The organism is Bacillus cereus group sp. BfR-BA-01309, assembly GCF_022664315.1.
GTDB lineage: Bacteria > Bacillota > Bacilli > Bacillales > Bacillaceae_G > Bacillus_A > Bacillus_A mobilis.
In genome coordinates this window covers 42,221-56,182 of the sequence record NZ_JAKUHE010000022.1, presented here as the reverse complement: position 1 = coordinate 56,182, position 13,962 = coordinate 42,221, and the positions used below count along the sequence as shown (strand labels likewise).

Sequence of the window (13,962 nt, the reverse complement as noted above, 5' to 3'; positions counted from 1 at the left end):
AGAAATCAGTGGTGTAGGGGAAGCGAAAGTAACCTTTATCGCTAAGATTACAAAAGAAGATGCAGGTACCATTGAGAACGTGGCAATTGTAACGGATCCAAAGGATCCAGAGAATCCACATAAACCAAAAGTGCCAGTGGATGTGGAGCCTAAAGGTAAAATTGAAGCTGCGAAATTAGCGGATAAAAAAGTAGTACAACCAGGAGAGAAAGTAACGTATACAATCGTTGCGAGAAATGTAGTTGATAAGACTACAGTGAACAATGTAGTAATTGAAGATACGTTGCCAGAAGGTTTAGAGCTAGATGCATCAAGCATTCAGTTAGATGGCAAAAAGGTAGATGCAGAAGTAAACGGTAACTACTTTAAAGTAGTTGTTCCAGAAATCAGTGGTGTAGGGGAAGCGAAAGTAACCTTTATCGCTAAGATTACAAAAGAAGATGCAGGTACCATTGAGAACGTGGCAATTGTAGCGGATCCAAAGGATCCAGAGAATCCGCATAAACCAAAAGTACCAGTAGATGTGGAGCCGAAGGATCCAATTGAACCAAAAGATCCAATTGAACCAAAAGATCCAATTGAGCCAAAAGATCCAGTAGAACCAAAAGATCCAATTGAGCCAAAAGATCCAGTAGAACCAAAAGATCCAATTGAACCAAAAGATCCAGTAGAACCAAAAGATCCAATTGAGCCAAAAGATCCAGTAGAACCAAAAGATCCAGAAAATCAAAACCCAAGTCTTCCTAAAACAGGTGGTTTTAATGAAATAAATGGTTCGTTGACATCTTTAGGGATGATTTTAATTAGTTTAGGAGGAGCGCTCATATTTTTCAATAAACGCAAAAAGAAAAACAGTAAAAATCATATTTGATAATAAAAAATAATTATTTAAGAGTACGAGTGTACATGGGGATTTTTCATGAATTTCTAAGTGCATACGTACTCTTTCTATAATATCAGGAACTAGTACGTTTTTTTACTCGCTGCTTCTCCATCTTCTTTTTGCATTTATAATAGAGAACAATTTTATATAAAGTGCATACTTTTAGACTTTTCTATCAAGACGATGGCTACAAAAGTTATTTACTTGAAATACCCAAATGGTTTAGCAATGTATGTATTAATTCACCTTCGTTTTTAAACTGATTAAAAAGGAGAATAAGAAATGAAGAAATTTGAATATAGAATGATTGATTTTCAAAAATTATTAAAACCAGACGGTGTTGATATTGATGTCAGTAAATTAAATAATTTACTGTATGAGGGTTGGAATTTAGTAATGATAAATAGTGGAGAATGCGTATTTAGAAGAGAAGTTAGTTAGAAATAAAATTGAAGAGATGGTGGAGTTACTCCAAAGATAACAATGATTTTTTCTGCTTCCAATCAACTACGTAGTTGCCTCGATGAGGTATGGGCAATATTTTGGCTTAATCAAACACATAGAGAAACTAAAATCTTGTGCACGATATTTTCTTTGGACAGACTTAGCCTACTGACTAATCCACGGCATGTGGTGACATAAAAAAACGCTATTCTTTTCGTATCTTTTTACAAAAAGAATGGCGTTTTTTTCTTATATGGACACAAATTCTCTTTGACTTTATGGTGATGTAAAAATACCTCTACAAAATATTTTTAGCCACCAATTTAATATGTTCTGGGGCAATAATTTCTTGGATTGTCTCCTTTAAATCTTCAACTACCATTTCTTCTACGTGTTCCAAAGGAACTTCAAAACGCATACATTCTAAATTATTAATATTAATTAATGAGTAATTTTCACTTTTTTTTATAACTAAGTAGTGATTTTCCTTTGTTATTAATAAAGAACCTCGTTGAATTCCTAACATACGCTTGTCTTCGAATTTCATAGAATGATACCTCTTTATAAAATTTATTGAAACAACCCATATATCATATAAGATTATACAGTTTTATACAATAGCATAAATACAAGATTAAGATAACCGCTTCACCAGTAATTTTTACAAGTGAAATGTTATGCTTTTTCACAACTTCAGGAAGACATTTACCACAAGATCCTAAGGCTTTCGTGCATCCTTTAACTTCTTCAAAGTTGTCACTAGAAATATAGTCTAGAATAAATGGTGTTTTTAACGCAAGAAAATCCCTCAACAGAAAACCATTATTTTTAGTTAGTTTAAATTTTCATTGAAAATTCTAAGCTCTAGAAGTATCATATACATATTCAAACATTTGAAGATGTATATGATACTTTTCAAATTTAAAATACAAATAAATATTAGAGGTGTTTTAATGGGAACCGAAATGCAACAGTTTAAAGCAGATTTCTTTAAAGCTTTATCTCATCCTTTACGAATAGGTATTTTGGAAGTTCTATCAGAAGGTGAAAAAAGTGTAAATGAAATTCAAAGCATTCTTAAAAAAGAAGGTTCTGCTGTTTCTCAACAATTAAGTGTATTACGCGCTAAAAATATTGTTGTCGGCACTAAAGATGGAAAACGAGTATTATACTCCCTTCGAGATCCTATGATCATGAATTTATTAGTCGTTACACGAAAAATTTTCAATAATCATTTAATTGATACAATTTCAATGTTAGAAGAGTTAGATGAGGCAGAAAGTGAAGTAATGAAGGAGGGATAAATTGAGTCTCGAGGTTAAAAAAGAAGATGTCATCCAACATGGAATTGAGATATTTCACTCTATAGGAGCTTATCATGTTTGTAATGTTTGCATTAAAAGTGGATATTCTTGTTGTTTTTCATGTCAACATTTACAGGATGGTATTGGATGTCAAAAAAGGAATACAGCTTGCACAGCCTGGTTATGTGGCATTCAGAACTTTTTATTTGATCAAATTGGATTATTAGAAGAATGGAATCGTTTTTGGACTGATATTCCGGGACAGATGTTTCGTAGAGATATTACTCCAGATAAAGTAAAAATCACGTCGTTTATTGATACAAAGAAGCTAGATAGTCGGGCTGGAGAACTTCTAGCGGAAAGATTAAAGTTCCATGTACAACAAGGTGGAGATATAGGAAGATTAGAACGTCATTTAAGCAAAACTTATAGTAAGTATTAGGATGTCGTTCTCTTTTATAAAAATTAAATCCTCCTGTATAAGCGAATGCGAAACATATTTGTAATCTGGGTTTATTAAAAAGAGAAAAGAAGGGTTTGTAATGAGAGGTTTATTTACGGGAAGGTTTGAAGGATATTCATTAGGGCATTTTCAAAAAGATCTTCTTTCAGGACTGATTGTTGGAGTTGTTGCGATTCCTCTTGCTATGTCTTTTGCCATAGCTTCTGGTGTAAACCCAGAGTATGGAATTTATACAACGTGTATTGCCGGGATACTTATTTCTCTATTTGGTGGTTCAAGGTATCAAATTGGAGGACCTACAGGGGCTTTTGTTCCTATTCTTTTAGGAATTGTCATTACTTATGGGTATGAAAATTTACTGCTCGCTGGTTTGATGGCTGGAATTATCTTATGCCTTATGGGAATTTTTAAATTAGGTTCGTTAATTAAGTTCATACCACGTCCTGTAACAATTGGTTTTACTTCAGGTATAGCTGTTATTATATTCACTGGACAAATTGCTAGTTTTTTAGGTTTAACAGGTATTAAAAAACATGAGGACTTTTTAGCAAACTTGAAAGAAATATTTACTCATATCGGTACCACTAATTTTTATAATGTAGTAACTGCTTTGATTTGTTTTTTCGTTATACTCGTAACACCAAAAATTATGCCAAAAGTACCGGGTTCATTAGTAGGTGTTTTGATTTCAACTATAATTTCAACTATATTTTTCTCAGGTCATGTACCTACTATTGGTACAGCATATGGTACGATTCCAAATACACTACCTCAGTTTGATATTCCAGAGATCACAGTAGAGCGTATCCAACATTTAATTGGTCCTGCATTTGTTATTGCTATGTTAGGTGGTATTGAGTCTCTTTTATCTGCTGTCGTCGCGGATGGGATGACAAATAGTAAACATAACAGTAATAAAGAGCTTATTGGGCAAGGAATTGCTAATATTGTTACCCCGTTATTTGGAGGAATTCCGGCGACTGGAGCAATTGCTCGAACAGCAACTAATATCAAAAGTGGAGCTGTTACCCCCTTGTCCGGTGTGATTCACGGAGTATTTGTGTTATTTACACTTCTACTGTTAGCTCCATACGCTTCGCACATCCCACTTGCTAGTATGGCTCCTATTTTAATGGTGGTAGCGTGGAACATGAGTGAGCAACAGCATTTTGTTCATATACTTAAAATGAAGACCGGAGATTCTCTTGTATTATTAGTAACATTTTCCCTTACTGTATTTACAAGTTTGACAACGGCTGTGGAAATCGGTCTTATTTTAGCTATTATTTTGTTTACAACTCGTATGAGTAATATGCTTGTCATGTCAAAAGTTCTTCCTGATCATACAACAAAGAATGAAAAATTATTACCACATGTGGTAAATAAAGCTCATGATTGCCCACAAATTAGTATTTATACAATAGAAGGGCCCTTATTTTTTGGAGCTGCACAAACATTTGAACAAAATATTTTAGCGACAATTCATTATAAACCAAAAGTTTTAATTTTACGTATGGGTAAGGTTCCCTTTATTGACACAACAGGCGAGGCTTACTTTAGGAATATTATCCAACATTATAAAAATCAGGGTGGCGTCCTCCTTATTTCAGGGGCTCAATCAGATTTGAAAACAACTCTAACTAAAAATGGATTATACGCTGAGATTGGAATAGAGAACTTTTTTGAACATACAGGCGAAGCAATTAACTGTGCTCTAAAACACTTGAATAAGGGAAAATGTTTAGGTTGTAAGCATTTTGCTTTTCATGAATGTGCCCATCTCTCCCAGCAATGCCAGGAAGTTAATACAATAAAAAAGAAATCAAAGGCATTAGAATTTTAAAAAATATATTTCATATACAAAGTAAGTTCTCAAAACATTTATAAAAAAGTTTTAAAAGACTATATACAATAAATAACAACGCGTGGAGGAATTATAAATATGTCTAATTTACCTAATTGCCCAAAATGTAACTCAGAATACACCTACGAAGATGGAAATCTTTTTGTTTGCCCAGAATGTGCCCATGAGTGGACTCTAGAAGCAGAAATTGAAAATAGTGAAGATACAAAGACAATTAAAGATGCAAACGGGAATGTCTTAAAAGATGGTGATTCTATAACAGTAATTAAGGATCTTAAAGTAAAAGGAACGTCATCGGTAGTGAAAATTGGGACAAAAGTAAAAAATATCCGTTTAGTAGGTGGAGACCATGATATTGATTGTAAAATTGATGGGTTTGGAGCTATGAAATTAAAATCAGAATTTGTAAAAAAAGTTTAAACGTGGGATGTATACAATAAAACTAATTTTGGTTAATTGTTTTCGAGCAATAAATATACAATGTTTTTAAGATAATAATTGAATAACTTTAAAAATGGAAAGACCTCTCTCAAAAATATTTTTGTACAAGAAGTCTTTCTATTTTTATACTGACTCGAACTTATTCTTATATAACTAGTAGCTCTTTTTCATAAGAAGTAATTGCCGCATTTGAAACATAGTAGAAGACCAGAGTAGAATGGCAATTAGTTGCCCATACAAATGGCATTCCAATCTTTCTCGTTTTATCTTTTTGCAATGATGAATATGAAAGAATGATTTTCACGTATCAAATACAATTTCGATTTGATACGTGAAATATAAAATGTTACTTTTTTACAGTTTTTCATAAGAATTCAGCTCATCTTTTCTTCTTTGGAGTCTTTATTTTTCTTAAGTTGATGGATATGGGGTGACAACTTTGTAATCTTCTTGTAAGAAAAATAGATATTTGGAATTTTCTATCTATTGTATAGTGAAAGAGCACAATGTTAACTTTACCCCGTATTAACGAGCAGCAAGACGCACACTGATTATGTTTTTACTTAATTGTTGACTTTTTTTATTGGTAGAGAGGATAACTGTGTGGTTTGTATGAAACAGCAAGCATCTAAACAATATGAATAGAGGAGCAGAATATCTTATGAAAACACGTAGTCGAATTACATTTGCAAGTCTTGCCCTATTAATAGCTGGAAGTTCCCTGTTATACTCAACACCAACCTCAATTGTAAAAGCGGAGTCCACTCAAAATGTATCTAGTTCGTTACAAACAAGCACTCAACGAGATCGTAATTCTGTCAAACAAGCAATGCGGGATACATTACAACTTGGATACCCGGGGATACTTGCTAAAACTTCCGAAGGCGGGAAAACGTGGGGGTATGCCACTGGAATAGCGGATCTCAGAACCAAGAAACCAATGAGAACGGATTTTCGCTTTCGTATTGGCAGCGTGACAAAAACGTTTGTTGCAACAGTTCTACTTCAATTAGCTGGAGAGAATCGTTTGAATCTAGACGATTCCATTGAAAAATGGTTGCCTGGTGTCATTCGAGGGAACGGATATGATGGTAAACAGATTACCATCCGGCAAGTATTGAATCATACAAGTGGTATCGCTGATTACATACAATCAACAGACTTTGACATTATGGATACAAAAAAATCGTATACGGCTGAAGAATTTGTAAAGATGGGGATTTCTCTTCCCCCAGATTTTGCCCCAGGGAAGGGCTGGTCTTATTCAAATACAGGATATGTATTACTGGGTATTCTTATTGAAAAAGTAACCGGCAACAGCTATTCGGAAGAAATTGAAGACAGGATTATTGAGCCGCTTGAATTGTCGAATACATTTCTACCTGGTAATTCAAGCGTTATTCCAGGTACAAAGCATGCCCGTGGATATGTCCAGCCAGACAAAGCAAGTGAGCTAATAGACGTTACCTATTCTAACCCAGGTAGCTCGGATGGAGAAATGATTTCTACTGCTGATGATTTAAATAAATTTTTCTCTTATTTGCTCGGTGGTAAACTACTGAAAGAACAGCAACTAAAACAAATGCTTACTACAGTTCCTACAGGAAGAGATGGAATGGATGGATATGGTCTTGGAATCTTTGAAACCAAACTTCCAAACGGTGTCTCGATATGGGGACACACAGGTGGTGCTCTAGGGTTTACTACTCTTGTTGGAGCTAAACGTGGAGGTAAGCATACATTGGTAGTCAATTGGAACAGTTTGGGTAGAGCGGACAGCCCTAGTCCTTATAAAAATATTTTACTTGCTGAATTTAGTAAGTAAAAAGGGTGTGCAATTTCTGCGTGAATTTTTATTATATATGCGAAAAAAGCATGCACAATTTTTGTACATGCATAATAGAAAGCTATGTCTTGTCTATGTAAATATATGCTTGTTTTATACAAAATGTGAGTGTTTTAAATAAAAATTTAATGATAAATGTGTAGAGCGTCTAGAGAAGAAGACGCTCTGAAGGTGAATATACAGTAACGACTATTCATCTCAATATATGTAATTTATGGGAAATTGGGAACAACTTAAACAAAACGGCTTGTTTCGTAAAATGGACTAATACCCAGAAAATAATAAAGGGCTCCCTGGAAGGTGCCCCATGGTTAATACTGAGGTGACTATGCATATTGTATGTATCTTAGTAGATAAGGTGAATAAAAGGCTCACTTGTTGTTAAGTGTCCCTGAAAACAAGATGAATCTTGCTGGCAAAGAGTACACTATATTATATGTAAGCTTTTTGAGATACAAAACATGTTATAAAAAATCATTCTTTAAAAACGTCTGTTGTGAGGGTAGGTCTTCGGGGTAAAAAATTAATTGTAGAGTTTAAGTTGAGGTTACTTATAGGATACTAAGTACAATTCGTTAATTCTCTATGCTGAATGTTGAAAAAGAATTATGTGTACTAAAAAAGCACCTTACACAAGTGCTCTTTTTAAGGATAAGTGGAAATAAGCTATTTAAAAAGAAACGAGGAGTTAAAGTAAGTTAACTCCTCAATACAGAAAAGAGAAGATATAGTATGCGTTTACTATTTAGAATTATTCAGGTATGCCTCAATGAAAAAGAGGACCTTTGAACCGTACTTTTTCTAGGATTAAATAGTCAAACAAACTGATAAAGAGAAATATATTATAAAAATCCCTATACACAATCTTCTACTGTATATAAAAGGAACTCAATTTAAAAAGCAACTAGCAAAGCTAGTTGCTTTTCTAAAAGAAAATTTAAGAAGGAACTTTGTAAATTAAGTGGATATATAGTATGGACAAGATTTAAGAATCTATACAAAGAGGCATAGAGAATATCTACTAATTGGAACAGAAACAAAAGCGTTATTTTAACTAAAAGAGCATCCAGTCATTAGTTGGACGCTCCTTGAGCTTAATTTCAGATGTATCTCTAACTGAATAGTTTTCACTAAAATTTACAATAGCAGAAATTTTTTTCTTTTTATTATTTGCGACATGTCCGTATAAGTGGATTTCATGTGTTCTATATTCTTTTGATGGATTAATTTTGTCAACTACAATATCAAGATTCATATCTCTTTTAAAATAGCCAATAGTTACTAGTTCAGCAGTTTTTTTAACTTCTGGCCATTCTTCACTGTATTCTTTTGGAATGAAGTGAGATGAAACAAAGTGTATAAATAAAATGGGAATAGTAATAAAAGCTATAATCACGATGCCGTAACGTAATAAGTTTCTTTCCATAAAGTGTCACCTGCCGATGATGTTTTGTTTAATCAAGTTAACAATCTATATGTTAAACCAATATTAACCAGATTTTTATTCATTAAAGTGACACTAGCCTTACAAATTTGTAAGGTTTATTAGAAAGATTAGCTTAATGGAAAATCAAACAAAATCTTTATTTAGAATAAATTTATTTCTGAAAATAAAAAAGCCCCTTCAGAAAATAAAGGGACTCATATTATTTTACCTCTGATCGCTAATTACAGCACTGCTATTATTAGAAGATAAATTTGTTAATGGATCATATGGAGAACCTGATATAGTACCAACCAACAAGGCTATATCAACTGCATTAATTGGACTCCCCCACGAATTTCCGGAAAATTGGAAGACAGCCTGATCAACAACAAATCCTCGTGTATTGTACACGACATTATCAACAATATAACCAGTAGTATTTGGGTTTAAATAAGCAGGTTGGCGTAGAGAATAGAAAATATTATTTTGAGCTAATAAATTAGTCATATTGCTAATTTGAGTCACAAATCCTCGGTTTATAACCCAACCGGTAGAAGGACCAGCTTGCGGAGGGCCAAAGATAACATTGTTAATGATGCGATGATTAGTTCCGCCGATTTGAATGAATTCAACAGGATATGGATTATCACTAGTCATTGTTAAGCCATCAATAGTAACTCCATTACCGATTACTGTAAAAGGGATTGTTGAGGCTTGTAAGTTAATGAGTGTACCAGGATAGCCTTTTAGGGTGACACCTGCTTTGTTAATCAATATTGTTGTTAAAATTGAATATGTTCCTGGTAATACATGAACAGTTCCGGTCGGTGATACAGCTGCTATTCCCTGCTGGATTGTTCCAAATGGATTAGTTTGTGTGCCATCTCCACCAATCGCTCCTGATTGAACATATATTTCAAAAGGATTCGGTTGAATAGAACCAGTAGGACCTGTGTTGCCGGTAGGCCCTGTATCTCCGGTAGGCCCTGTGTCTCCGGTAGGCCCTGTGTCTCCAGTAGGGCCTGTATTGCCAGTAGGGCCAGTAGGGCCAGTAGGTCCAATCGGCCCGCCTGATGGTCCAGTTGCCCCAGTAGGTCCTGTGTCACCAGTAGATCCTGTATCTCCGGTAGGCCCTGTATCTCCAGTAGGGCCTGTATCTCCGGTAGGCCCTGTGTCTCCGGTAGATCCTGTATCTCCGGTAGGCCCTGTATCTCCGGTAGGCCCTGTATCTCCAGTAGGGCCTGTATCTCCGGTAGATCCTGTATCTCCGGTAGGCCCTGTATCTCCAGTAGGGCCTGTATCTCCGGTAGGCCCTGTGTCTCCGGTAGGCCCTGTGTCTCCGGTAGGCCCTGTGTCTCCGGTAGGCCCTGTGTCTCCGGTAAGACCTGTGTCTCCAGTAGGTCCTGTGTCTCCGGTAGGCCCTGTGTCACCACTAGGTCCTGTATTGCCAGTAGGTCCAATCGGCCCACCTGATGGTCCAGTTGCCCCAGTAGGTCCTGTACTACCAGTAGGTCCTGTACTACCAGTAGGTCCTGTACTACCAGTAGGTCCTGTACTACCAGTAGGTATTGTAAATGTCGGAGTAGGAGAGAAAGTAGGGCCAATTAGACTCGGGTCTAATGTAGATCCAGTTAAGGAGTCATCTGAATTAAATTGGTCTCCTTTTGACATAATCCACCTCCTATTATTAACTCTTTACTAATAGATGCGGATAGAAAATAGATTATGCAAATAAATAATTAATAATATGGAGGACTGCCTTTTTTCAATGATTCCATATGGTACTGTATATAATTTATAAGGAAGGTGTCGGGATCAAAGCTTAATCATTAAATAAGGGCGCAAGTACATAGCGCCCTTATTTAATGATTTGTATCTAATTGATTCGTTTTCAATACATAAATTTAAGCAGAACAACTCTTTCAAAAATAAAAAATGAATGATTTCTGAAAAGGTTATAGGATATAATCCTATTTTTATAATAAAATTGACAAACCCAGGTTATATAAGGAAGGACTGACTATATTTGTATGCAGAATTATTGAGAAAGTTATATTTAGGAGGATCAAATATTAGCGAATCATTGTGTAAATCATAAAGATTATAGCTGTAATATAGAACGTTGCACAAAGGAAGATTAAAAAACAATTAAATATCGCATTCATTTTAACACCGCTATAGTAGAAAAAATTGATTCTTAATGTGACATGTGAAGAACGATATCATTATACATGGAAAGAGCAGCCGAGAAAATTTGAACAGATAAATGAGTTCTAGCTTATCTCCTATGCATAATATTAGCGTAACATTCGAATTCTTCCGTCATTATAAAATAAAAAGAGCACCTTTAAACAGCGCTCTTCCTCGAAGTGATTAATCAAATGTACAGATAACAGAAAGCCCAATGGAGGTATATTGAAAAGTGTTCTATATATGATATGTATCTCTAAATAAAAAGGTGATGAAAGATAAAAGGGGCAGCTTGCAAAAGCTGGCTGCTCCAATAAGGGATGAAACTTTAAATGTAATTATAGTATGAGCGGAATATTGAATTTTATTCAGGGGAGTAGAGTTAAATAAATAAATTTAGGCTGTTCCAACTTGGTTTTGGTCTGCAACATCAGCATCAAATGTGTTTGTCGCGCTAACACCGTTAAAAGTATTTACGACAAATCCGACATTAGAAGAGCCAGATCCATTATAAGCTTTCGTATTTTCTTTCGGAGATACGTTATAAAAATCCCCTAGATTGAAAGCACCATTACTGTTTTGAACGACCAGATTTCCAACAATAGAAGGCATAGTATCCACCTGCTTTCCTAGAAGGTATTTAAATTAGCATATGGTGTATTCGTCTAGAGGTTCATTTGGTCTAAGATTTCAAAGTTATTGCTCGTGAAAATTTTAATAAAATAATCTTTTGCGCGACACGTTTCCTTATAGGTGTGTAAACAAAAAATGGAAGGGGCATCAATTTGATAACAACAACGGATTGAGTGAATGTAAGAATGAAAGCCGTCAGGTTGAGCTAGTGCCAATTGATTTATACCAAAGGGTACATTAAGAATAGTAAGTAGCTATTTTAAATGCCCCTCTCTGTTGGTGTGGGAATCTCACCATCCGTATCAGATTCTAAAATAAAGCAAAAGAGTAGTTTTATAAAAAAATGTTGTCTGATAATATAGGTAGATTATTATGTATTGATTTTTAAATTTATACATGTTAGTGTAAATATACACCTTTTCTTATTTATCTATGAGTAGTGTCTGTAGAACGAATAGAATAAATTAAAAAAATCCCCTTTTGCACCCAAATGCAGAAGGGGATTTTTGATAGAAGAATAAAAGAACTATAATATTGTAAAGAAAAATAAGACCTTCAATTATTTAGAAAGAAATGAAACTCTCTTTTCTTGAATCATTATTATAAAGTATTTCATTCGGAATATAAGAAAAACAGTTATCACGATTTTATCGACACGTTTCGATATAGAATTGGTCGTCAGAATCATAGTGATTTGAAATTATATCACTTTCTTAATGCAAATAGATGTTACATTGTTAAAACATATTAGAAAGGAAACCCAACGTATTTTATGAGATTTAGAGTTATTAAGTAGAAATCAAATTGAATAAATAGAAGGGAAACGACATCTACTGTTTCCCTTCTTGTTGAAAATATATTATTTAAGCAAAAAACCGAACAGAGGACCAATTAAATCTTTAGCTGATGAGCCAGTTGATAAGAGGATGTTAATTTTATCAATAATATTAAAGATATTTTTAACATTTTCATCATGGGCTACAGGAATAATGATTTCGTTATTTATAAATAGTGAACCAATTGATTGTTCAAGCGCAACTCTCATTCCTTCAGTGCCAGAAATTTTATAAGAATTTAGTGAAAATCTTATTGCATTTAGATTTTTTAATAATAATATTTTAACATCCTCTGCTAAAGTGGAATCAGTTATATTTTCTATTAAAATATCAATATCTTTAATTAAATTAGCAATCTCTATACTGTTAATTTCGCTCTCATGGAGGTTATATATAAAATTCATATGATCACTGATAAAGGATAGTGCAGTCAACGTTTCGCTATTAATATGACTTTTAAATGTGCTCATATCACCATCAAAGTTCATTGAAGAAAGGGCTTGTTCAATATTAGATAAGAAATTAAGATTTCTCTCATTATTTAATATTTCATTTGCCTTTATATACTCCTGTGTAGTTAAAAAAAGATTTAGCATGGAATTCATCGAAGTTAGTAGTGCAGACCTATCATTTGGGTCAATTTTAAACACTTTTGACCAGGTTTCCTTAAAAGAAGTATCAAAAGTTTTAATTGTTCTACAATCATCATAAGCTTCCTTTAAAAGCGTATGTAGTTTATTTGCTGGATTCTCCATTTAAAAATCCCCCTTGTTTAGTTTTTATTATTTTATTAGGACAAATAGGAAAAAGACCATTGAAATTAAGTTAATCATTATTTGTTCGACAGGCTGAAAGACTATCAGAAATCAAAAGAGAATATTGCATGCTTAGATTACAACTTAGACAAAACATAAAATGAATTCAATGTATGAGTTATTAAAATTAAAGGCGGAGAAAATAAAATGGGAAAAATGAAGTGTGTGGACGGAATAACATTAGAACAAATAGCTGAAGATATAAATTACAGTTCTGGTTATCCCTATAAGAAGCATGCTCAAATAATAATAATAAGAATAAAGTTCATTGAAGAACTTGCACCTTACTGTCACACGGTTTTATGAATGTTAACTCTTGAAATATGATTTATAGTAATAACATAAGAAATTGACGATAGATCAACCGTAGACCCGGCTGATCTTTTTGATTATTTAGTTAAAAGGTATTATATGATTTCTTTAATGTGTTTAGATTGCGGATGTGTATTAGTAGTTGTATTAACGAATGAAAACGGTAATTTTCATTTTCTAGATACCTATATCCAATAGAAAGTAATAATAATTTAGCCCTAATCAATCTTGGAATTGATTAGGGTACAAATACTGAATTTAATATGCCAGACTTATCAGCTATAACAAAGAAGACCACATGGAAATACACTTGCCCTAAATAGAGTGTCATCGTACAATCTACGAAACCCCACATTCATATTAAATGTAGGGACTGTAATCAAACATTAATCGATGAAGATGAATAATTATCTCCCTAAACCACCATTTTTTCTTTATTCTGATAATTATCATGATATACTATATATACGCGAGATTCATAACATTAATCAAAAAACGTACATTT

13 protein-coding genes and 1 pseudogene are annotated in these 13,962 nt (G+C 33.8%); 8 read left to right on the top strand and 6 right to left on the bottom strand.

The window, feature by feature from the left end; translation table 11 throughout:
* Positions 1-871, top strand: an 871-nt coding sequence (locus MR115_RS26515) for an isopeptide-forming domain-containing fimbrial protein (RefSeq protein WP_242243269.1), incomplete at its 5' end; no start/stop codon positions are given.
* Positions 872-1,165: 294 nt separating this feature from the next.
* Positions 1,166-1,324, top strand: a complete 159-nt coding sequence (locus tag MR115_RS26510) for a DUF4177 domain-containing protein (protein WP_242243268.1) — start codon at positions 1,166-1,168, stop codon at positions 1,322-1,324.
* Positions 1,325-1,625: 301 nt separating this feature from the next.
* On the opposite strand, the gene MR115_RS26505 is transcribed toward MR115_RS26510, so the two are convergent.
* Positions 1,626-1,874 (bottom strand): hypothetical protein, encoded by a 249-nt coding sequence (locus MR115_RS26505; protein WP_242243267.1) that lies wholly within the window; start codon positions 1,872-1,874, stop codon positions 1,626-1,628.
* Between the two features lie 406 nt (positions 1,875-2,280).
* Between MR115_RS26505 and MR115_RS26500 the strand changes: the two genes are divergently transcribed.
* The 4 genes from MR115_RS26500 to MR115_RS26485 all read left to right on the top strand — a co-directional run bounded on the left by MR115_RS26500 (position 2,281) and on the right by MR115_RS26485 (position 5,378).
* Positions 2,281-2,631, top strand: coding sequence for an ArsR/SmtB family transcription factor (locus tag MR115_RS26500; RefSeq protein WP_097817197.1), 351 nt, complete (start codon positions 2,281-2,283; stop codon positions 2,629-2,631).
* 1 nt (position 2,632) lies between these two features.
* The gene (locus MR115_RS26495; RefSeq protein ID WP_242243266.1) at positions 2,633-3,073 is read left to right on the top strand and encodes a DNA mismatch repair protein; all 441 of its coding nucleotides are present in this window, start codon (positions 2,633-2,635) and stop codon (positions 3,071-3,073) included.
* 100 nt (positions 3,074-3,173) lie between these two features.
* Entirely contained in the window at positions 3,174-4,937 is a 1,764-nt protein-coding gene (locus MR115_RS26490) for a SulP family inorganic anion transporter (RefSeq protein WP_242243265.1), read from the top strand.
* 99 nt (positions 4,938-5,036) lie between these two features.
* Positions 5,037-5,378, top strand: coding sequence for a zinc ribbon domain-containing protein YjdM (locus MR115_RS26485; protein WP_242243264.1), 342 nt, complete (start codon positions 5,037-5,039; stop codon positions 5,376-5,378).
* Positions 5,379-5,561: 183 nt separating this feature from the next.
* On the opposite strand, the pseudogene MR115_RS26480 reads toward MR115_RS26485, so the two are convergent.
* A pseudogene (locus MR115_RS26480) lies at positions 5,562-5,729 on the bottom strand (transposase); the annotation flags it as partial.
* 331 nt (positions 5,730-6,060) lie between these two features.
* Here MR115_RS26480 and MR115_RS26475 point away from each other — a divergent pair.
* Positions 6,061-7,224 carry a serine hydrolase domain-containing protein gene (locus MR115_RS26475; protein ID WP_242243263.1) on the top strand — a complete coding sequence of 388 codons (1,164 nt, stop codon included), beginning with the start codon at positions 6,061-6,063 and terminating at the stop codon, positions 7,222-7,224.
* Between the two features lie 1,075 nt (positions 7,225-8,299).
* Here MR115_RS26475 and MR115_RS26470 read toward each other — a convergent pair.
* The 4 genes from MR115_RS26470 to MR115_RS26455 form a co-directional block, all read right to left on the bottom strand.
* Positions 8,300-8,671, bottom strand: coding sequence for a phosphoglycolate phosphatase (locus tag MR115_RS26470; RefSeq protein WP_242243262.1), 372 nt, complete (start codon positions 8,669-8,671; stop codon positions 8,300-8,302).
* A gap of 225 nt (positions 8,672-8,896) precedes the next feature.
* Positions 8,897-10,342 (bottom strand): exosporium leader peptide-containing protein, encoded by a 1,446-nt coding sequence (locus tag MR115_RS26465; RefSeq protein ID WP_242243261.1) that lies wholly within the window; start codon positions 10,340-10,342, stop codon positions 8,897-8,899.
* A 915-nt stretch (positions 10,343-11,257) separates the two neighbouring features.
* The gene (locus MR115_RS26460; RefSeq protein WP_016081485.1) at positions 11,258-11,473 is read right to left on the bottom strand and encodes a spore germination protein; all 216 of its coding nucleotides are present in this window, start codon (positions 11,471-11,473) and stop codon (positions 11,258-11,260) included.
* An 880-nt stretch (positions 11,474-12,353) separates the two neighbouring features.
* Complete coding sequence (locus MR115_RS26455; protein ID WP_242243260.1) at positions 12,354-13,085, bottom strand: hypothetical protein; 732 nt, start codon at positions 13,083-13,085, stop codon at positions 12,354-12,356.
* 207 nt (positions 13,086-13,292) lie between these two features.
* Here MR115_RS26455 and MR115_RS30275 point away from each other — a divergent pair, with 207 nt between their 5' ends.
* Entirely contained in the window at positions 13,293-13,451 is a 159-nt protein-coding gene (locus MR115_RS30275) for a hypothetical protein (RefSeq protein WP_375337826.1), read from the top strand.
* The last annotated feature ends 511 nt before the right edge of the window (positions 13,452-13,962 follow it).

Coding starts and splice junctions, on each gene's coding strand:
- MR115_RS26475 (WP_242243263.1), top strand. CDS start 6,061: ATGAAAACACGTAGTCGAATTACATTTGCAAGTCTTGCCCTATTAATA.
- MR115_RS26500 (WP_097817197.1), top strand. CDS start 2,281: ATGGGAACCGAAATGCAACAGTTTAAAGCAGATTTCTTTAAAGCTTTA.
- MR115_RS26465 (WP_242243261.1), bottom strand. CDS start 10,342: ATGTCAAAAGGAGACCAATTTAATTCAGATGACTCCTTAACTGGATCT.
- MR115_RS26490 (WP_242243265.1), top strand. CDS start 3,174: ATGAGAGGTTTATTTACGGGAAGGTTTGAAGGATATTCATTAGGGCAT.
- MR115_RS30275 (WP_375337826.1), top strand. CDS start 13,293: ATGGGAAAAATGAAGTGTGTGGACGGAATAACATTAGAACAAATAGCT.
- MR115_RS26510 (WP_242243268.1), top strand. CDS start 1,166: ATGAAGAAATTTGAATATAGAATGATTGATTTTCAAAAATTATTAAAA.
- MR115_RS26505 (WP_242243267.1), bottom strand. CDS start 1,874: ATGAAATTCGAAGACAAGCGTATGTTAGGAATTCAACGAGGTTCTTTA.
- MR115_RS26460 (WP_016081485.1), bottom strand. CDS start 11,473: ATGCCTTCTATTGTTGGAAATCTGGTCGTTCAAAACAGTAATGGTGCT.
- MR115_RS26455 (WP_242243260.1), bottom strand. CDS start 13,085: ATGGAGAATCCAGCAAATAAACTACATACGCTTTTAAAGGAAGCTTAT.
- MR115_RS26470 (WP_242243262.1), bottom strand. CDS start 8,671: ATGGAAAGAAACTTATTACGTTACGGCATCGTGATTATAGCTTTTATT.
- MR115_RS26485 (WP_242243264.1), top strand. CDS start 5,037: ATGTCTAATTTACCTAATTGCCCAAAATGTAACTCAGAATACACCTAC.